Source organism: Pseudoalteromonas sp. CNAT2-18.1, assembly GCF_022347865.1.
GTDB classification, from domain to species: Bacteria; Pseudomonadota; Gammaproteobacteria; order Enterobacterales; family Alteromonadaceae; genus Pseudoalteromonas; species Pseudoalteromonas ruthenica.
Genome location: NZ_JAKRFR010000006.1, coordinates 164,820 through 183,515, shown reverse-complemented (window position 1 = coordinate 183,515; position 18,696 = coordinate 164,820). Strand labels below are relative to the sequence as shown.

Annotated in this window: 18 protein-coding genes; 13 read left to right on the top strand and 5 right to left on the bottom strand. The window is 46.6% G+C overall.

The features are described 5' to 3' along the window. Window positions 1-69: 69 nt before the first annotated feature. Together MHM94_RS14530 and MHM94_RS14525 are read right to left on the bottom strand one after the other, a co-directional pair. The gene (locus MHM94_RS14530) at window positions 70-474 is read right to left on the bottom strand and encodes a phosphate ABC transporter substrate-binding protein (RefSeq protein ID WP_022945685.1); all 405 of its coding nucleotides are present in this window, start codon (window positions 472-474) and stop codon (window positions 70-72) included. 15 nt (window positions 475-489) lie between these two features. Next, entirely contained in the window at window positions 490-1,569 is a 1,080-nt protein-coding gene (locus tag MHM94_RS14525) for a porin (protein WP_022945684.1), read from the bottom strand. Window positions 1,570-1,795: 226 nt separating this feature from the next. On the opposite strand from MHM94_RS14525, the gene MHM94_RS14520 reads away from it, so the two are divergent. From MHM94_RS14520 to MHM94_RS14495, 6 genes are all read left to right on the top strand, one after another. Next, complete coding sequence (locus MHM94_RS14520; RefSeq protein WP_235419699.1) at window positions 1,796-3,421, top strand: HAMP domain-containing methyl-accepting chemotaxis protein; 1,626 nt, start codon at window positions 1,796-1,798, stop codon at window positions 3,419-3,421. Window positions 3,422-3,713: 292 nt separating this feature from the next. Then, window positions 3,714-4,607 carry an alpha/beta hydrolase gene (locus MHM94_RS14515; RefSeq protein WP_235419698.1) on the top strand — a complete coding sequence of 298 codons (894 nt, stop codon included), beginning with the start codon at window positions 3,714-3,716 and terminating at the stop codon, window positions 4,605-4,607. A 479-nt stretch (window positions 4,608-5,086) separates the two neighbouring features. Continuing rightward, on the top strand, window positions 5,087-5,608 hold the full coding sequence (locus MHM94_RS14510) for a hypothetical protein (RefSeq protein ID WP_235419697.1): 522 nt from the start codon (window positions 5,087-5,089) through the stop codon (window positions 5,606-5,608). Between the two features lie 112 nt (window positions 5,609-5,720). Next, the gene (locus MHM94_RS14505) at window positions 5,721-6,146 is read left to right on the top strand and encodes a DUF6680 family protein (protein WP_053910348.1); all 426 of its coding nucleotides are present in this window, start codon (window positions 5,721-5,723) and stop codon (window positions 6,144-6,146) included. 127 nt (window positions 6,147-6,273) lie between these two features. Then, window positions 6,274-6,639: a hypothetical protein gene (locus MHM94_RS14500; RefSeq protein ID WP_235419696.1), complete on the top strand. Its 366-nt coding sequence runs from the start codon at window positions 6,274-6,276 to the stop codon at window positions 6,637-6,639. 133 nt (window positions 6,640-6,772) lie between these two features. Further along, window positions 6,773-7,198 (top strand): hypothetical protein, encoded by a 426-nt coding sequence (locus MHM94_RS14495; protein ID WP_239348339.1) that lies wholly within the window; start codon window positions 6,773-6,775, stop codon window positions 7,196-7,198. A 175-nt stretch (window positions 7,199-7,373) separates the two neighbouring features. On the opposite strand, the gene MHM94_RS14490 is transcribed toward MHM94_RS14495, so the two are convergent. Both MHM94_RS14490 and MHM94_RS14485 read right to left on the bottom strand, forming a co-directional pair. Next, window positions 7,374-7,781, bottom strand: coding sequence for a substrate-binding domain-containing protein (locus MHM94_RS14490; protein ID WP_045978152.1), 408 nt, complete (start codon window positions 7,779-7,781; stop codon window positions 7,374-7,376). Window positions 7,782-7,791: 10 nt separating this feature from the next. Beyond that, entirely contained in the window at window positions 7,792-8,982 is a 1,191-nt protein-coding gene (locus MHM94_RS14485; RefSeq protein ID WP_045978151.1) for a porin, read from the bottom strand. A gap of 388 nt (window positions 8,983-9,370) precedes the next feature. On the opposite strand from MHM94_RS14485, the gene MHM94_RS14480 reads away from it, so the two are divergent. From MHM94_RS14480 to MHM94_RS14450, 7 genes are read left to right on the top strand one after another with little or no spacing between them, the layout of a single operon-like run. Then, window positions 9,371-10,630 carry an HlyD family efflux transporter periplasmic adaptor subunit gene (locus MHM94_RS14480; RefSeq protein ID WP_235419694.1) on the top strand — a complete coding sequence of 420 codons (1,260 nt, stop codon included), beginning with the start codon at window positions 9,371-9,373 and terminating at the stop codon, window positions 10,628-10,630. A 24-nt stretch (window positions 10,631-10,654) separates the two neighbouring features. Then, the gene (locus MHM94_RS14475) at window positions 10,655-11,389 is read left to right on the top strand and encodes an ABC transporter ATP-binding protein (protein ID WP_138547854.1); all 735 of its coding nucleotides are present in this window, start codon (window positions 10,655-10,657) and stop codon (window positions 11,387-11,389) included. Between the two features lie 2 nt (window positions 11,390-11,391). Then, on the top strand, window positions 11,392-12,705 hold the full coding sequence (locus MHM94_RS14470) for an ABC transporter permease (protein ID WP_235419797.1): 1,314 nt from the start codon (window positions 11,392-11,394) through the stop codon (window positions 12,703-12,705). 10 nt (window positions 12,706-12,715) lie between these two features. Continuing rightward, window positions 12,716-13,921, top strand: coding sequence for an FtsX-like permease family protein (locus MHM94_RS14465; protein WP_138547855.1), 1,206 nt, complete (start codon window positions 12,716-12,718; stop codon window positions 13,919-13,921). Window positions 13,922-13,970: 49 nt separating this feature from the next. Further along, window positions 13,971-15,296, top strand: a complete 1,326-nt coding sequence (locus MHM94_RS14460; RefSeq protein WP_152441464.1) for a sigma-54 dependent transcriptional regulator — start codon at window positions 13,971-13,973, stop codon at window positions 15,294-15,296. Then, a complete protein-coding gene (locus tag MHM94_RS14455) occupies window positions 15,296-16,609 on the top strand; it encodes an ATP-binding protein (protein WP_235419693.1) in 1,314 nt (437 codons plus the stop codon). Before MHM94_RS14460 ends, MHM94_RS14455 begins: the two co-directional genes overlap by 1 nt. A 42-nt stretch (window positions 16,610-16,651) precedes the next feature. Continuing rightward, window positions 16,652-17,374, top strand: a complete 723-nt coding sequence (locus tag MHM94_RS14450) for a Sir2 family NAD-dependent protein deacetylase (RefSeq protein ID WP_235419692.1) — start codon at window positions 16,652-16,654, stop codon at window positions 17,372-17,374. A gap of 50 nt (window positions 17,375-17,424) precedes the next feature. Here the strand turns inward: MHM94_RS14450 and MHM94_RS14445 are convergent, their stop codons facing one another. Then, window positions 17,425-18,690, bottom strand: a complete 1,266-nt coding sequence (locus MHM94_RS14445; RefSeq protein WP_235419691.1) for a hypothetical protein — start codon at window positions 18,688-18,690, stop codon at window positions 17,425-17,427. Window positions 18,691-18,696: the final 6 nt, after the last annotated feature.

Genomic DNA, 18,696 nt, shown 5'->3' with positions numbered 1-18,696 from the left:
GTAACAATATTCGAAATGAAAACGGGGCGAAAAACGCCCCGTTGTTATATCTACCGCTTAGAATATCCGTTAGAAAGTGGTGACCACTTTAACAGCATCTGTGACGCTGCCAGCATCAACAAAGCCGATGGTATCGGGGTTTGAGCTGACTAACTGAATCACTTCAGCATCGTTATCCACCTCTTTAGGCGGTGTGCCCTTTCCTGTAAACACGAGTTTTGACCAGTAAGCCTTGAGTTGTCCTGAGGACTTATTCAGTGCTTTTTGGTTAAATTCATCGGCAGTGGCTCCGCTGGCTTGGCTAATGGGAATTGCTTTATTGCCATTGGAGAACGATTTCTCTTTGCCAATAAAGATGCGCTCCACCGTGTCTTTATTGATATCACTGCCATTACTGGGGTGAACGATAACGGCCACATCAGCCAGAGCGACTGATGAGCTCAATAGCGTGAACAAAAATGCGATCTTATACATAATTGTGCTCCTCATTTAGAATACCGCGTCAACACCGATGGTGATCGACTCACTGTCACCCGCAACTGCTAAGTCAAAAGAATCATCTTCAACTTTATCGAATTGCACTTTAAATGCAGCGGACGGGTGGAAGTCCCACCTTACACCCACCGATGTGGTGTTGTGCTGCTCGGTATCGCCATCGCCTTCTTGATCAAACTCGGAGTAACTCACATAGGGTGTGATGCCATCAAAGCGATAGCCCGCGCTGACCATGTAGGTATCGAGGTTGCCATCGAGATCGAGGCGGTTAAGCTCTGTTAATACAAAGGCGTCGCCAAAGTCGAGGTTCAAGGCGAGACCATAGAACTTACCGTCGCGTTCGGTATCCCCATCTTCCCAAACAACGATATTGCCACTGCGATAACGCTCATTGGTATAGCGCATGTGTGTAGCCCGTATTTCAAACCAGTCGTTACTCGCTTGAATTACACCGCCAATGATATCTTTCCATATTTCTCTGGTTGGCTCTTGGAAAAAAAACTCGCTGAGTAGCTTGTTACTTTCGTCGTCTTCACGGCCGCCATAAATATTACCGCTGATGGACCAGTCGCCAACATAGCCGTTGTATAGCAAGTTAAGGCCGTTGTAATTGAATATTTGCCAGGTGTAATTATCGGCAGGAGGCCGCATCCATACATAGGCATAGCCAACATCATAGAAATCCGAGTAGTAGAATAGCGGTAGGCGCTTCTTACCCCCTTGCAAAGTCCAATTCTCATTGAGCTCATAGGATAAGTAGGCCCACTCGAACTCAGCATCAAAATCATTAGCACCGCGAGCCACTATTTGCCCTGTTGCGCTAAGACCATCCATCAAGTCGGCACTCACTTGAAGGCCGAATAGCGACTCGGGTTCGAAAGATATTTCATCGGTGTAAGCACTAACAATGGGGTAGTCGGCTAAAAAAGTCGGCTCTACACCATATTGTGGAACACCATCACCACTGAGTACTTTACCAGCATTTATGCTGACAAAGCCCGATACGTTGACATCCGCAAAACTTTGCGAGCTGAACGACAACGCCACTGCAATTAACGATAGTTTGAGTTTCATACCTGTTTCCTAAGTTGTGTGCTTAGTGCTCCTTGAGTATAGACAAATATAAGGTTTGTAAATTTTTTGTTGTATATTCAGCAGGCAACCACGGCCATGACGTTTTTTGCATGAACCAATAAAAATGAGAGAAAAAGCAAAAAAAGTTAGAATTTTCTTAAATTTGGTTAACACTTAGAGGTAGCTGGCCGATACCTAATAAGCATTACTTTCTGAGGTGTACACTATGAATACGGGTTTCTCGTTCGCAAACCTAAGCATTACTAAAAAAATCCACGCGATTACTTGCGTTGCGGTGGTGGCTTTTGTGGTGATTGTGTTAGTCAACTATTCTGCCATGAGCTCAAATCAGCAGTCACTCAATGAGCTTGAGACTTCCACCTACAACTTGCTCAACATCACCGCAGAAAACGCCACTGCGCTGAACAGCGTTGATGAGCTTTATACCCAGGCAGTTACTTTTGGTGATGCAGAGTTGCTGGATAAAGCCGAAGAAGTCTATCAAACCATCACGGATAATTTAGAAAAGCTAAATAACATCCAAAGCGGTTTTATGCCTGCGAACACCTCTAAGCGGCTACAAGATTATAAAAACATTGCCGCTAGCATCGCCAAGGGGATGATCGATGGCACGGCGGACTTTAGTAAAATTCAACAAAACGCAAAGCAGAAAACCGATATTTTCAATTCCCTAACGACTGACTTTAACAACGCCGAAGAGCGTGCCAATGCGCGCTTTTTACAGCTGATAAACGAAACTGAAAGCCGCTCAGGCACAGCAATGACAACCATGTTAATTGTCGCCGTGGTTTCTGTGATTTTTGTGGTGCTACTTGCGGTGGTGATCGCCCGAGGTATAGGTAACTCGGCAAAAGATGCCGCGCAAAATTTGCATTTGTTGGCACAGGGGCAGGGGTCGTTGTCGACCACGCTCAATGTGCGTTCTCATGATGAAATTGGCCAAGTCTCCATCAACTTCAATGAATTTATTGCTCTGCTAAAAAAAGCGGTGGTTGAAGTGATGAATGTGGTTGAACCGCTGATGGAGAATTCCACACGCTTGGTGCAAGGCATGGAAAAAGCAGAGTCTGCGACCAACCAGCAAACCAGTGATGCAGAAATTGTCCGCCAGTCGATGGAAGAGATGCGCCAGAGTGTGGGCGATATTTCTCATTCTGCTTCGCAAGCATCCGACGCAGCGCAACTTGCCGAGCAAGAGGTGGCACAAAGCAAAGACCAAATCCGCGTATCCGTGAGTGAATCACAAACCTTGAGTGAGGAAATCAATCGCGCCGCAGGCACTATTAATAAGTTGGCGGATGATACCCAGAATGTGACCCAGATTCTCAATGTGATTACCTCAATTGCAGAGCAAACTAACTTATTGGCATTGAATGCAGCAATCGAGGCCGCCCGTGCTGGCGAGCAAGGTCGAGGCTTTGCGGTGGTCGCCGATGAGGTTCGAGAGCTAGCCTCACGCACCGCCAAATCCACCAATGAAATTCGCGAATTGCTTACTGTGTTAACTGAAGCAGCCAATGATGCTGTTAAAGCAATGACCTCAGCGCGAGATATGGCCAGTAACAATGCTCAAGCCGCCGAGCAAACAGGGCAATCGATTGAGCAAATCTCCGAACAGATTTTATCTATTAACACCATGAACGGGCAAATTGCCGCCGCCACCGAGGAACAAACCTCAGTGGCCACTATGGTCGTTGATAATGTCACCTCAATGCACCGCTCTTTTGAAGATACGATGCAAGCGCTCAGTGAAGTGCGCGATGTCGCTAAAAACCTACACTATCTATCTGACAACCTATTGGACGCCACTGCCAAATTTAAAGTGGAATAAGTGAATAAAGGGTGAGTAAGGGCGCTACTAAATGGCGCCCTTTTTTAGGTCTTTACTGAGGTGTCGTCCCGCATTTCTAGTCTCACAGCGAAAAGAAACACTCAAAACGGGTGAACTTTCCAGCATTGAGTAATCCATGAGGATAGTCAATAAATGGTTAAAATATCCAATTAGCGATCATTTAGACTAATCCAGCTGAGAGCAGAGTTTTTAACCATCTGAAATTAAATCACTTTTATTTGGCACCAAGTTTGCTCTGTAAAGATTGATTCAATTCCATTAAGGATAAAAAGTGAAAAACGTTGGATATCTTGTAGTTTTACTCATTTTTGCGTCAGGTTGTGCAACAAACAGCAGAAATCTAAGCCATGCTCTTGGCGAAGAAAGCGAGCACTCGCGTGACCTTATCACTGTTGAAGAGATCGTTTTTGCCAGCGAAGGGGTGCCACTATCAGGGAGCATATTTATTCCTAAAAACCCACAAGCAGCGGTCGTTCTAGTACACGGCTCAGACCCTGTTCCACGTATGTCAAAGCTAGCTGAGTCATTGGCCAAGCATAACTTGTTGGTTTTGACCTATGACAAGCGTGGGGTGGGTGAGTCTGGTGGGGTTTACGTGGGGCCTCAAGTTGGAACTAATAATATCAGTGTTGATAATTTAACGTTGCTTGCCAAAGATGCCAGTGCTGCGGTAGATGTGGTTCGTGAATATGACAATAGTTTATCCATTGGCCTGCTAGGTGCCAGCCAAGCTGGCTGGATTATTCCAATTGCCGCACTCAATAATCAATCGGTAGAGTTTATGGTTCTCTTTAGTAGCCCAACTATCACGACTTTGGAGCAACTGAGGTTCCAGTTCTACACAAATGGAAGAGAAGATTTTTGGCAAACACAGAGCTATAAAGAGGCCCGTGAACATACCCTAAACGACCCTGATAAATATGAGTTCAATGCAACGGATCCGAAAGTTTATCTAGACTCTCTATCAATACCAGGGCTTTGGCTCTTTGGGGAGCAGGATATACAGGTCCCAGTCAAAATGTGTGTGGAGCAATTGAATGAACTAAAAGCTCAAGGCAAGCCTTTTGACTATGTCTTATTTCCATCGCTTGGGCACAATACGAACAAAGCAGAGCCTCTCGCTATTGCAATACATTGGATAGAGCAAAAATATGCCTCCAATTAACCCGCTATTTGAGTTTCGGCGAAGTTGGAAAAACCCAAAGCTCATGGCTAATTAACGGCTCAAATGCGACAGCAAGTTGCAGCGCGGCGCAGAGCATTACTAATCTCTAATGGCGCTTGGCCGACTTTTGGGGCCCACGAAATGAATGGTCGCTTTTGACAGCAGCCAAAAGTCATTGAACTTAACATTGACCGAGCGAAAAGCAGATATTCACTTGCTAGCGAGTCTTGGAGTGCCTTTTAAATGCTGGTAAGGGCATTTCCTCAGTTAAAAGAACCCTCCCAAAACTTGTTATCGACTCCTACTGTGTCGCAGTCAATAACGCATTGCATTCCTTTTGCTCTGCGACACTATTTACTTTACTGTGTGATTTACGATAATTTTTTTTTATACTCGCGTGTCTAAAGGCGCTTGGTCTTTTACCTTGCAAGGTCTCGCTAATAAGTTGTTATGCTTAGTTATCAGGTAGGAGCAGTTGAATGAGCACGTTACCTAGTGCATATGAGAGAAAGTCAACAATATCAAGATATTGGCACAATAAAGCATGTGACCTTTGGGCTTCAGCTAAAATCCTTTGGGATGCAATGGAAAACAACAGCCAAGCGAGAATAACGAGTCATTCAACATATTTGATGTTAATGGGTATGTCTTTCGAAGTTCTCTTTAAGGCTCACTGTGTCGCACAAGGTATTGAAAATTATCGTTTGAAGAACTCACATGATCTAGCGGAAATTGCGAAAATAGCAGGATTTAGTTTAAGTAAAGAAGACAATAAAATCTTAACGGTTCTTAGTGCGTTTGTTGTGTGGGATGGTAGGTATCCTATCCCTAAAAAGTCATCTCAGTTTGATCAACATGGTAAAAACATCGAATCAACTGCATATGACCGAGAGAAGTTAGGGAGTTTAGATATTCTAAAACCTAACGACACATTTGAGTTTGATAACTTACACATATTATGGCGTCGCTACTCAGACCGCTATATGTCGAAGTACAACTAAGCATAACAAAGCATTTAAGAGTGATTCGCAACGCTTGGCAGTTTCGCTTCGCTCAAGTATAGCCAAGCGTCGCTCACACCTTAATGCGGCGTTATACACCAAAGGAAAATCTATGACATCGGAAGCTATTTTTGTAACAATCTTTGCATCACTTCTTTCAGGCTTATTCGGCGTACTTATTTCTTTTAAGTTCTATGAGCGTCTTGAGAAAAGAAAACTTCGAATTGAGACTGCAAAGAAGCTAATTGGAGGAAGGTTTAATCTTGCCTCTAATGAGTTCAACATTGCTATGAATGAAATATTTGTTGTCTATGCTGATTGCCCTGAGGTGATGACAGCAATGACGAACTTTTGGGAAATTCTCCAAGTTCCACGTGGCCAACGCTCTGATAAAGTTGTTGATGATAAGCTACTTACTCTTTTGAAAACGGTATGCAAAAATTCTGGCATTACTCATTCGAAAGATATCAATGATGACTTCTTCTTAAGAACTTTTAACGGTAACGGCAATCCTGTATCTGCCAAGCAAGGCGTATAACAAAAAATTAAGTCGCTCGCGGGCTCGCTGGGAAAAACATGGCGGCAGTGTCACTTCGTTTCGATTATAGCCGCCATGTTTGTGCCTTTTATTTGGATGTTACTTTAACAGGGATATTTGAATTAAAATGAAGTTTTTAATTTCTGCACTTGCTATTTTTTTGCTCATTGGTTGCACGACAGGCAGGTTGGAATATGTCACCCCGGAAGGCGAAACGAAGTACGGGTGTGAAACTGAATACACGTGGCAACCCAGTGTAGACAAATACGCAGTAGAGTACATTCTAAGTTACTGTGCCAAACAGGCTGTTCAACTTGGAAATACAGTCGTCAATACGAATCTGCTAAATCTAAACCTATCTATTCCCGCACCACCGACAGGTCAAAACTGGAGTTTTGACCTAGCGAAGTCAATGTACAAAAAAGGGCAGCTCACCGATAAACAATACGGTTACCTAATTGCTTATATGGATTTGGGGCATGACAAAGGTTGATGTTGCGGCAAGTTCAAATAATAAAGAGTTTATCCCACTCACTTCGGTCGCAGGTGCAGTAATGCAACCGTGCTTCGCGATGATGCCACTAGTTCAATATCCGCTAGCTTTGTGATTTAGGAGCAGGGTGGCCGTGAGAATATTCCTAATTTTGATAATTTCTTTGTTGAGTTCAGCTTCTATAGCCAATGATGCTGAGTTTTCATCGTTTAGAATAGGAACAGACTCTTACGATACTCGTAGTGGAGTCTTTAAACGTTTATTGTGTTTGGAAGGCCAAGACAGTATAGAAGTTGTTTTATCGCTTACTACAAGTGAAAAATTGCAACTTTTTCGTTTAGCTCAACAGGATATTTTTGAGGGCAATGCAGGTTTGGGTGAACTAGAAAGTGTATGTGTTAGCAGTTATCCATACGAAGTTATATATGGTGACAGCACGGGGGAAATTAAAACGACTTGTTATTCGCCTTTACAAGATGATGAAGCTTATTTATTAAAGTTTGTTTACTCTATTGATACTGTTAAAAATTTGCCAAAATCACATTGCAGGCATTATTAGTGCTTGCACGTGGGAAGCAATTCACCGGAAATAAAAAGTAGTGGGATGAGCTCACCCTACATAGTTTTATTCTATTGCTTATGCCTTAGCACTTGCCATAGACACTTAAAACACTGCCAGATTGGACTAGGTTCCACTTATCCAATCTGGCAGGCTCGGTTTAGGTTTATTTAATTTAGAAGGTGGCGACCACCTTCACCTTGTCACTGGCACTTGCGGCACTAACGTACCCTATTGCCCCTGGGTTGGCTGCCACAAAATCAATCACCGCTTGATCGTTCGCTAACTTGTCCGGTGGTGTTCCTTTACCTGTGAACACCAGCTTAGACCAGTAGGCGTTAAGTTGTGAACTCGATTTGCCTACCACCTTATCGTTAAACTCATCAAAGGCGGGTGTGCCATCTTGATTCACCGCCGTGGCACTATTGCCATCAGGGAAAGACTTAGATTTACCGAGATAAAGCTTCTTGATCGCATTTTGATCTAGACTTGCACCATTACTGGGATGAACGACTACGGCAATATCAGCCCACACCCCTTGCGCGAATACTAAAAGCGAAACTGCTGCTACTTTTTTTAACATGTTTTTCCCCTTAGAACACTAAGTCTACACCCATAGATACAAGATCTACTTCGGTATTGGTAATATCGTCTTCGAATCGACTCACATCAATTTTAAATGCCGCCGATGGATGGAAATTATAGCGTGCGCCTATAGTGTAGGTATTGGATTCTGCCCGCTGAGAGAGTAAGGCAAAGTTAGTTACATCTCGCAGCAACGGCGCATTTGGGTCACTCGGGTTAGTCGACACATTGATAGGGCCGTTAGGTGTTTGGATCTGTGCGGGTATCGTGTTCAACTCGGAACTGTCATTTTCGTCGTCGTTGTTTTCATAGGTAAAATGCACTGTCCAGTCATCGATACGATAACCCACCGAGGCATAGTACTGACTCTGTTTTGCTAAGAAGCTATCCTCAATTTCATACTGGGTATATTCAGCGTCAAATAAGAAGTTATTGTAATCAATACCAAAACCAATGCCGGCGAAGTAAGAGTCATCCTCTTCAACAGCTAAGTCTTGGCGTTGCTCATTGAGTCCATAGCCTGAAAGGCCACTAAACAATGCACTTAACTGTGCACTGTTACTTACATCAATTGAAACCTCGCTGAGAATGTATGCCGCTCGGGCAGTAAACCAGTCTTTTGATAGTGTCCAATTGAAGCCAAATGCATCATTGATTTCGACATTATCGCTCTCGGTAACTGCTGCTATATCTTCATTCACCGAGCCATACATCAGCTGGATGCTGCTATCCCATTCGCCAATATTGCTGTTATATAAATAGCTTAACCCTTCATAAGTGGAAAAGTTGAGGTTATACACTGATTTTGGCGGGCGCACCCAACGATAGGCGTAACCCACATCTAAAAAGTCTGAATAGCGATAAAAAGGAATGCGCATTTTCCCGGCGCTGAGCTGTGAATTGTCAGATATCTCGTAGGTGAGGTAGGCCCATTCAAACTCAGCATCAAAGTCGTTCTCTCCACGCGCAATAACCTGTGCGGTGGCGCTTAGGCGCTCTTGCAAATCGGCCGACACCTGCAAGGCGAACTTGCTCTCTTGCTCCATATTAAAGTCGTTATCATATCCATAGAGCGTATCGTCATCATCCAGAGTTTGACCACCGACAATAGAGGCGAAACCATTTATTCTTACCTCAGCAAAGCTGGGCAAGCTAACCAGTGCGGCTGCAATAGACAGCCCTAGTAACGTTTTCTTCATGTTGATTTCCTTACTGTTACCGATTAAGGGTGCCTTTTGAGCATAGAATAAAATACCTAGTTAACAAGGTAGGTGACTGATACTTAAGCAGTAGTTCAGGCAAGCGTATTGCTAATGAAGTGAAGAAAGTGTCCGCAGCGGACACTTTCATTGTCCGCGGACACCTTAGATTCTCAAGAGTTATATTAAAAGTGCATACAAAACAATGATTTAAGCTTTATTTCTAAGTTGGCATGGTTTTCGTAACCCTGTACTCATACGTACTAAGGGAAGTTGTTATGCTATTAACTTTATTTGTTTTTTTTACCTCTCCATTATTGGTGCTTGCGGCGGCACTTATCAGCACCTGGTTACACAGTAACTGTCTGTTGGTCGGGGAGGCGCAGTCATGATCCGCGATACCCAAGTACAGGACACTGTTGTGAAAGAGCGCCAGCGCTCATACAAACCCTTATTGATTGGTCTTATCAGCGTATTAGTCATCGCCGCAGCGCTCTATACCTTTGCTAGTCCCCAGTCTAATACCAGCCATTCCATTGCCCGAGAGAGTGTCAAAATTGCCACCGTCGAGCGGGGCAACCTGGTTCGCGATATCGCTACCACAGGGTTTATCGTCGCGGCCAATGCCCCGCAAGTATATAGCCCAACGCAGGGCTATGTGGAACTGCTGGTCAACCCCGGCGATACCATTGCCGTGGGGCAGGTCGTGGCGCGAGTTAAAAGCCCCGAGCTGGCCAACAACTTAAAACAACAGCAGTCTGAGCTTCAGCGTTTAGAAGATGAGCTTTCGCGCAAAGAATTACAGGTGCGCCGCGATAAACTCGCACTTATGCGCACGCTGGATATGGCCAAAGTGACTTTAGATGCGGCTAAACGTGAGCATCGTCGAGCGCTTATCTCTATTAAAGACAATCTTATCAGCCAAATTGATATGGAACAGGCACAAGATGAATTAGCGCGTGCCAAATTGGCCTATAAACATGCTCAGCAAGAAGTACAAATTGGCGAAGACACCTTAGCATTCGAATTAAAGTCAGCACACAGCGATGTCACCAGGCAGCAGCTTGTTGTTGATGACATCAGTCGTAAAGTGCGCGAATTAGCGATTGTTGCGCCGGTCAGCGGGGTGGTGGGTAACCACTTTGTCCAACAGCAAGCAGCTGTGGCTCCGAGCCAGGCACTGATGACGTTGGTTGATTTAAGCGCTTTTGAGGCCGAATTACAGGTACCTGAAAGCTATGCCAATGAGCTTGGCTTAGGCCTTGAGGTCGAACTCAGTATTGGCTCTGAGCAGCTGATGGGGGAGCTGGTGTCTATCTCTCCTGAAGTGAAAGATCGCCAAGTGAGCGCCCGAGTGCGTTTTACCCAGCGTGAGGGCTTGCGCATTCGTCAAAACCAACGGATATCGGCACGCATTCTCCTAGAAAACCGTGAAGATGTATTGATGGTGCGTCGTGGGGCATTTATAAATCAAGGCGGCTTTGTGGCCTATCGCGTCAATGGCGACGTGGCTGAACGAATTCAAATTCAAACAGGAGCGAGCAGTATGGCGGCGGTCGAGCTCACCGCAGGGGCACAGCAAGGCGATGAACTCGTGGTGTCCAGTTATGATGTATTTAACCAAGCGCAACGTGTATTGCTACGTTAAGCGCTTTTATAAAAGGATATAAAAATGATTAAAATGAATAATATCAACAAGGTATATCAAACGGATATGGTGCAAACCCACGCCCTACGGGATTTCAACCTTAATGTTGAGCAGGGTGAATTTATCGCTGTCACTGGGCCGAGCGGCAGCGGTAAAACCACGTTTTTAAACATCGCCGGGATGTTAGAGCCGTTCTCTAGCGGTCAGTATCAGCTCGACGGTGTGGATGTGGGTGGTTTGAACGACAATCAACGAGCTGATTTACGAAACCAAAAAATTGGCTTTATTTTCCAAGGATTTAACCTTATCCCAGATTTGAACTTGTATGAAAATGTGGAAGTGCCATTGCGATATCGCGGTATTAAAGCCGCAGAACGTAAAAAGCGCATAGAGCGGTGTCTTGAGCTGGTAGGCCTCGGTGCTCGCGCTAAACATCTACCCCAACAGCTCTCTGGGGGGCAGCAGCAGCGTGTCGCGATCGCTCGGGCGTTGGCCGGCGAACCGCGCTTTCTACTCGCCGATGAACCAACCGGAAACCTAGATAGTTTAATGGCGCGTCAGGTCATGGAAATTCTTGAAGATATTAACCGTGAAGGGGCGACCATTGTTATGGTTACTCATGATCCGGAGTTGGCACGCCGAGCGCCGCGCAATATTCAGGTCGTCGATGGCCAACTTGCTGATTTTAGTCTGTATCAAGGCCGACCTAGTAGCGCAAGCAGTGCCGGCGATATTGCTCAACAGGCTGTAGGGGGCTAATGATGTTTTGGCACTATATTGATTTAAGTTGGCGCTCGCTCAAGCGTACCCCCATGGTAAGCACCTTGATGGTGTTGGCTATCGCCATTGGCATCGGTGTAACGATGACGACTTTATCGGTGTATCACATGATGAGCGCCGACCCTATTCCGGCAAAAAGCAAGCAACTGTTTGCCGTGCAATTGCAGTCTATGGACGATGGCGACGGCTGGTGGACCAGCGATGATTTGCCTTATCAACTGTCTTTCCCAGATGCAGAAAATCTATACCAAGACCGTGCAGCGAAAGCGCAAGCGCCAATGTTGCGCACAGGTTTTGCCGTACATCTTGGAGATGCGCGTACCAAGCCACAACTGATGGGGGCAAGAGCGACGAGTCGCGACTTCTTCAGCATGTTTAACGCCCAGTTTGTGCATGGTGGAGCATGGCGCGAGCAGGCGGACAAAGACGCAATGAAACAGGTGGTCATTGAACGTAGCTTGAGCGAAGAACTTTACGGCCAGCAAAGTCCAGTGGGAAAAACCTTATACCTCGACAATCATGTGTTTGAAGTGGTGGGAGTTGTTGCGCCAGTCACCCGTCATATCAAATTTTACGATTTGAATAATGGCGCGTTTCGCAAGCCAGAACGCATTTTTGTGCCGTTCTCTTTAATTCGTGAGCTGGAATTGCCCTCATGGGGGAACTCCAACGGTTGGAAACGCGAAGAGATCAAAAGCTATCAAGATAAATTGAATTCGGAGATTTATTGGCTGCAATATTGGGTCGAGCTCGATAATGATGAGCAAAAGCAGCAATACAGCGATTATTTGCGCAATTATATCGACCAGCAAAAGCAACTGGGGCGGTTCACGCGAGAGCATCCGAAGTTTTCTTTGCGTGATGTGAATCAGTGGATGACGTACAACAAGGTCGTCAGCGAAGACAATAAAATTTTAGTGTTATTAAGCTTTATGTTCTTGGCTGTTTGCTTGGCGAATATCCTCGGTCTACTGCTCGCTAAGTTTATGCGTAGGGCACCCGAAGTGGGTGTGCGCCGAGCCTTGGGAGCGAGCAAAACACAAGTATTTATGCAGCATTTGGTCGAGGTTGCCTTGCTTGGCAGCTTAGGCGGTGTGCTCGGTATTTGTCTGGCACAGTTGAGCCTCTGGGGCGTGCGAGAAAGTTACAGCGCCTACAGTGACTTGGCTACCATGGATGGGTTCATGCTTATCAGTGCGCCAGTCATTGCCATTATCGCGTGTGTCGTCGCTGGCTTGTTACCGGCCTGGCAGGTGTGTCGAACCAACCCCGCTTATTATCTGAAAACGCAGTAGGAGCTAGAGCATGTCAGAATTAAAACCCATGATAAACGCATTACTGCGCTCAAAAATTGGTGCTGTGTTACTACTGGTACAGGTAGCCATCACCTTGGCTATCGTCAGTAACGCGGCGTTTATGATAAGCGACCGTCTCGCCTATTTGAATCAACCTACTGGCTATGACGAGTCGGCTATTTTTAGTTTTCGAGTGAATAACTTTGACCCTGATATCAACCTGGTTCAGCAATACGCCTTGGATGAACAGGCGATCCGCTCTGTTGATGGTGTGGTTGATGTGGCGATGACTAACTGGGTGCCACTGTCCGGCAGTGGTGACTCGAGCAGTATGCACACTTCGCCACCGCCAGAGATGGGCCGTGGTGTGCGTGCAGCGTATCAGCTTACCAGCGACAGCGCCCTTAATACCCTAGGTGCCACCTTGATTGCTGGGCGTAACTTCCGTGCTGATGAAGTCGTGCACAGTGATAATCGCGACAATTTGCCAACCACAGCCATTGTCACCAAAGATTTGGCCGAGGAGATGTTTCCTGATGAGTCAGCGCTTGGGAAAACCGTTTATCAAGGGCAAGGCGCACTGAAAATAATCGGTGTTATCGATACCATTAAAGGCCCGTGGCTTGATGATAGTCGCCCGGCCAATGTGATTTTCTTCCCGTTTAATTATGCCGACTCGCGAGCTGAGTTCATAGTCCGCACCCAGCCCCACAAGCGTGCACAGGTAATGGCACAAATCGAAGAGCTGTTACTTAACAACGAATCTCAGCGCGTGATCTATCGTATTGAGGGATTAGATGAAAGCAAAGCCGCTTACATGGCACGTGATAGGCTGGTCATGCGTATGCTGATCGTGTTAATTGTGGTCTTAGTACTGGTTACTGCGCTAGGTATTTTTGGCTTAACGCTGTTTAATATCTCCAAACGCACTAAACAAATCGGTACGCGTCGCGCCTTAGGTGCAAGACGCTCGGCCATTGTTCGTTACTTCTTGGTCGAGAATGCATTGGTTGCCAGTGTCGGTATTGTTCTTGGAGCGGGTCTGGCCATGTTATTAGGGCAGCAGCTTATGACGGTCTTTTCTCTGCCCAGTCTATCGTGGACTTTTGTCTTGGCGAGTGCCACTTTTATGCTCATAATGAGTTTGATTGCCGCTTGGGCGCCGGCTCAGCGGGCCGCCAATATCGAACCCAGCATCGCTACGCGGTCTATATAATTACAATAACAAGCGGCGCCGATAGGTGCGCCGCCACATTATGGATAATATGAAAAAGATACTCATCGTTGACGATAACACCGCAGTGTTGGAAGCATTGTCGCTGCTACTGGAGATTCATGGTTATCATCCCGTGGTCTGTGAAACGCCCACCGAGGCGCTGCATATCGTTCGCTATCAACGCATTGCTTTAGTTTTACAGGATATGAACTTCAGTGCCGACACCACCTCAGGTGAGGAGGGCAGAGCGCTGTTTTATCAGTTGCGAGAAATCAACCCACACCTTCCGGTGGTCTTGATCACCGCTTGGACCGAGCTCAGTACCGCAGTGGAATTAGTCAAAGCCGGCGCAGCCGACTACATTGGTAAGCCTTGGGATGACCAAAAGCTGTTAACGACCATCGAAAACCTTGTCGCGCTGGGCGAAGCCGCCAGTGAGAATGCAACCTTTAAACGCCAAGCCCAAGAGCGCAGCCAAGCTCATGCTGGCGCTGATTTAGCCGGGTTGGTATTTGCCAGTGCTGCAATGCAGCGGGTTGTGGATATGGCGTTGCAGGTGGCCCATGCTGATGTGCCTGTGCTTATCACGGGAGCGAATGGCAGTGGTAAAGAAGGCATTGCTGAGATTGTGCACCGGAACTCTGTACTCAAAGCACAGCCCTTTATTAAAGTGAATGCCGGGGCGCTGCCTAGCGACTTAATTGAAGCGGAATTATTTGGCGCTGAAGCCGGCGCATTTACCGGAGCCAAAACCACACGCATAGGACGCTTTGAAGCCGCAGATGGGGGCACCTTGTTCCTTGATGAAATAGGTAACCTATCACTCGATGGGCAAATGAAATTGTTGCGTGTGCTGCAAAGTGGTGAATTTGAACGCGTTGGCTCCACGCAAACCCGTAAGGTCTCGGTGCGGGTGATCTCCGCGACCAATGCAGACCTGCGCAGTGATATTCAGCAAGGGCGTTTTCGCGAAGACTTATATTATCGTCTCAATGTCATTGAATTAGCGGTGCCACCTTTGTGCCAACGCCAAGATGATATCCCAGCTTTAATTGCGCACTTTTTGCCAGGACGAGAGCTGAGTCCTCATGCCGAGCAGGCGCTGCGTCATCATAGTTGGCCAGGAAACGTACGCGAGTTGGAAAACGCCTGTAAGCGTATAGCAGTGCTTAAGCCGCAAGGTGAATTACAGGCAGATGATTTTGCTTTGCAAAGTGCTGAGCAAGCACAGATGCAAAAACATGAGCCCTCGAAGCAGGACATTGAGCACTCTATGCGTCTACATCAAGGCGTGGTGGCCAAAGTGGCACGGGATTTTGGTTTATCGCGACAAGCGTTGTATCGGCGTATGCAGAAATTTGGTATTGAATACTAATGGCCCTGTTAACTTCACCCACCAGTCGCCTTACCTGGCAGCTGAGCTCATGGCTGAGCTTGTTTGTTTGTGCGCCGGTTGTAGCTGGGGTATTGCTAGGGTTGTTATCGGTGTTGCAGGCGTTGCTCTTAGCCGTCGTGCTTGGCGCGCTGCAAGCCATGTTTATACATTATGTGGTCACACCCAGAGTGAAAGGGCTCCAGGCTATAGAGTCGGGGTTGTTGAACTTTAAGGATGGGGATTTTTCCACCTCTTTGGCTTATAACAAAAATGATGAGCTGGGCGATTTGTGTCGGCTTTACAATGAAACCGCGAGCAAATTACATCAAGAGCGGCAATGGATATACCAACGAGAATTGATGCTCGATAAGGTTCTGCATAGCTCGCCGCAAGCGCTGTTATTAGTGAATGACAAACAGCAGGTGGTGTACAGTAACCACAGCGCTAGGAGCTTATTGTTTGCCGATTTACGCGTTGAGGGTGAGCAATTATCGGTATTGTTTGCGCGCATGCCAAACGGGTTAGCGCAAGCTTTGCAGGCAGGGAAAGAGGGCTTATTTAGTGTTGAACAGCAACATGAGCAGCGACAAACATGGCACTTAGCCACCGGACACTTCTTGCTCAACAATCAAGCTCATACCTTGTATATACTCAAGCCCATGACACGGGAGATCTCACGCCAAGAAGTGCAAGTGTGGAAAAAGGTGATCCGAGTAATTAGCCACGAACTCAATAACTCCCTCGCGCCGGTATCATCCATGTTGCACTCTGGGCAGTTGTTGGCACAAGGCATTGAAGACACCCGTTTAGCGCGGGTATTTACAACGATTGACGAGCGAATCGGTAAACTCAGTGAGTTTGTTCAAGGGTATGGGCGGTTCGCTAAATTACCACAACCGCAGATGAAACATTTCAGCTGGCACAATATGATGCAAGGGCTTACGCAGCAATGGGCTTTTACACTGCTAGGGGAATTGCCAGAGCAGGGCTATGGCGATGATACTCAGCTTGAGCAATTGCTTATTAACCTGCTCAAAAATGCCCATGAATCAGGCTCTCCAGAGGCAGATATCAGTGTTGAGGTGAATTGTAGCGAGGCGCAGCAGGAAATACTGGTTCGCGATCGCGGTAAAGGCATGTCAGAAGCCGTGATGGCCAGTGCGTTGGTGCCCTTTTACTCCACTAAAAGTTCGGGGTCAGGGCTAGGCTTAGCGCTGTGTCGTGAAATTTGCGAGGCGCATCATGGTGACATCAGTTTACACAATCGCCACCACGGTGGCTTAGTAGTTCGTGTGCACCTGCCCCTTGCTTAGTCGGTTGTGCCAGGCAAAAACAAAAGCGAATGTAAAATCAGCATGAGTAACACTTTATACATCACCGGTGCCGGGGTTAGCGCCGCTAGCGGTATTCCCACCTTTCGTGGTGAGGATGGGTTCTGGAGCATCGGCAGCGCACACTACACGCCTATGGAAATGGCAACTCGGGCCATGTACCAACATAATCCCAAGGAGTTTTTAGCCTGGTATTATCATCGTTTTGCTACGTACCGCCATCATGGCCCGAATGATGTGCATCACTGGCTCAGCGATAAAAATCTGATCACTCAAAATATTGATGGCTTAGATGCCAAGGCGGGGAACAACAATTATATCGCTATTCACGGGCGCTTAGATTTAATGACCGAATTTCATAACCAAGGAGAGGCGGTGACGACACACCCAGCGCCTTGGGAGAGCATTGATGAGGGGAACCTCCATGCTTCGTTGCTGACGGCCTTTGCCATTGACGGTGAAAAGCCCCAGCTATACCACTCTTACAAACCTTTGGTACTGCTCTTTGATGAGTATTACACCGACCTATATGGTATTACCGAGGCTCAGCAACGCATGCTATCAGCGGATAAAATCGTGTTTATTGGTACCTCGTTCAGCGTCAATATTACGCAAATGGCATTAGAGATTGCCCGAAGCAGAGGCATTGATGTTGAGGTTGTTGACCCTGAACCAGTGCAAGTAGCACATGCACAGGTGACTTATCACCGCATGACGGCGTTGGAATATGTGCAACGTATGGGTTAGCAGGTAATAAAAAAGCGCCCAACTGGGCGCCTTTAGTTAACGACTAGGAGTTAGTTGCTAATTTCAAAAATAACGCTTTGTTCTTGTTCGAGAAACCCGAATGTCATGAGCGCATCACCGCTGACATCCGGCTTTGCAGTGACATTCAAATACACTTCGTCACTTGCGCGCTTATTTAAGGTAGCGGTGACCAAGTTGTTATTGATAATCCACGTACTGGCATCGGTGACGTTAATGTTGTCGCTAAAACCAGTGTAATCCGCATACACACGTATTTCGGTGCTTTCACCTGCATTTAAGCTGATAGTTTCGCTATTGTCGTTTATAAAAATAGCAGATAACTCACCTTCTTGCGCAGAAGTGACTGACAGGCTGATGGAGTCTTGTACAGAGTCTGAGCAGCTCGCATACACCAACCCATCCCCTTTTTCTGTTGCCAATACGGCGCCACTGAATCTTGGGTTTGTTTCGATATAGGCGATAGCGTTGTTATTTTCAGCCCAGTTCACACCTGGCGTAACATCAACACTTTGCTCGTTAAGTGTGCCACGCACTTGCAAGGTTTCGCGCTCACCTAAATCAAGGTCTAAAGACTCATAGCTCTGCTCGTCGCTATCGACAAAACGAATGCTGGTGATTTGTGTTGGCGCGGTTGTGAAACTGAGCTGGTTACTGTTTGCTTGTGCGTAGGAGGCGCGCACTTGAAGGTCATCACCACTGCTATCTGAGGTATATAAAACACCAAAATCATTGATGTAAGCCGTGGCGCTGCCTGCCACTTCCCAGGTCAGCTTGTTGTTATCCACGGTGCCTTGATACCCATCATCATAGGTGACGGCGGTGGTAATTGTGTTTGGTTGACAGGCATAAGCACGGGCACTGTTTGCGCTCAAGGTCAGGCTCGCTACTTGAATGTCTTTAATAGATACTTCGATGCTTTCACTAACGTCATTGATGGTTGTCGCAGTGAAGGTGACTAGGCCTTGTTCAGTGTCACTTTGAGCTTTAGCGGTGATTTTACCCTGGTCATTAATGCTCGCAAAATCAGGGTGTGAGGATTGCCATGTCACCTCTTTGGTTATGTCGCGAGAGTCGCCTTTTGAGTCCACCCCAGTGACCTTGAGTTGCAGCTCATCACCAGGTTCAATACGAATGCCACCGCCAGTAATGGAAATGCTTTCAATAAGTTCACCAGATTGTCTTTGGCGCTCTTTCTCGAATGCGGTGTTAATGCTGCTGGCATTGTCATTGTCACTGCAGCCACTGAGCATGCCTAAACTTAAAAGCAGGCTGCTTGCCAATAGAGTTTTATTCATTGCTTT

Excerpts from the sequence above, each read along its gene's own strand:
- MHM94_RS14530 (WP_022945685.1), bottom strand. The coding sequence starts at position 474 with ATGTATAAGATCGCATTTTTGTTCACGCTATTGAGCTCATCAGTCGCT.
- MHM94_RS14525 (WP_022945684.1), bottom strand. The coding sequence starts at position 1,569 with ATGAAACTCAAACTATCGTTAATTGCAGTGGCGTTGTCGTTCAGCTCG.
- MHM94_RS14520 (WP_235419699.1), top strand. The coding sequence starts at position 1,796 with ATGAATACGGGTTTCTCGTTCGCAAACCTAAGCATTACTAAAAAAATC.
- MHM94_RS14510 (WP_235419697.1), top strand. The coding sequence starts at position 5,087 with ATGAGCACGTTACCTAGTGCATATGAGAGAAAGTCAACAATATCAAGA.
- MHM94_RS14505 (WP_053910348.1), top strand. The coding sequence starts at position 5,721 with ATGACATCGGAAGCTATTTTTGTAACAATCTTTGCATCACTTCTTTCA.
- MHM94_RS14500 (WP_235419696.1), top strand. The coding sequence starts at position 6,274 with ATGAAGTTTTTAATTTCTGCACTTGCTATTTTTTTGCTCATTGGTTGC.
- MHM94_RS14490 (WP_045978152.1), bottom strand. The coding sequence starts at position 7,781 with ATGTTAAAAAAAGTAGCAGCAGTTTCGCTTTTAGTATTCGCGCAAGGG.
- MHM94_RS14485 (WP_045978151.1), bottom strand. The coding sequence starts at position 8,982 with ATGAAGAAAACGTTACTAGGGCTGTCTATTGCAGCCGCACTGGTTAGC.
- MHM94_RS14480 (WP_235419694.1), top strand. The coding sequence starts at position 9,371 with ATGATCCGCGATACCCAAGTACAGGACACTGTTGTGAAAGAGCGCCAG.
- MHM94_RS14475 (WP_138547854.1), top strand. The coding sequence starts at position 10,655 with ATGATTAAAATGAATAATATCAACAAGGTATATCAAACGGATATGGTG.
- MHM94_RS14470 (WP_235419797.1), top strand. The coding sequence starts at position 11,392 with ATGTTTTGGCACTATATTGATTTAAGTTGGCGCTCGCTCAAGCGTACC.
- MHM94_RS14465 (WP_138547855.1), top strand. The coding sequence starts at position 12,716 with ATGTCAGAATTAAAACCCATGATAAACGCATTACTGCGCTCAAAAATT.
- MHM94_RS14460 (WP_152441464.1), top strand. The coding sequence starts at position 13,971 with ATGAAAAAGATACTCATCGTTGACGATAACACCGCAGTGTTGGAAGCA.
- MHM94_RS14455 (WP_235419693.1), top strand. The coding sequence starts at position 15,296 with ATGGCCCTGTTAACTTCACCCACCAGTCGCCTTACCTGGCAGCTGAGC.
- MHM94_RS14450 (WP_235419692.1), top strand. The coding sequence starts at position 16,652 with ATGAGTAACACTTTATACATCACCGGTGCCGGGGTTAGCGCCGCTAGC.
- MHM94_RS14445 (WP_235419691.1), bottom strand. The coding sequence starts at position 18,690 with ATGAATAAAACTCTATTGGCAAGCAGCCTGCTTTTAAGTTTAGGCATG.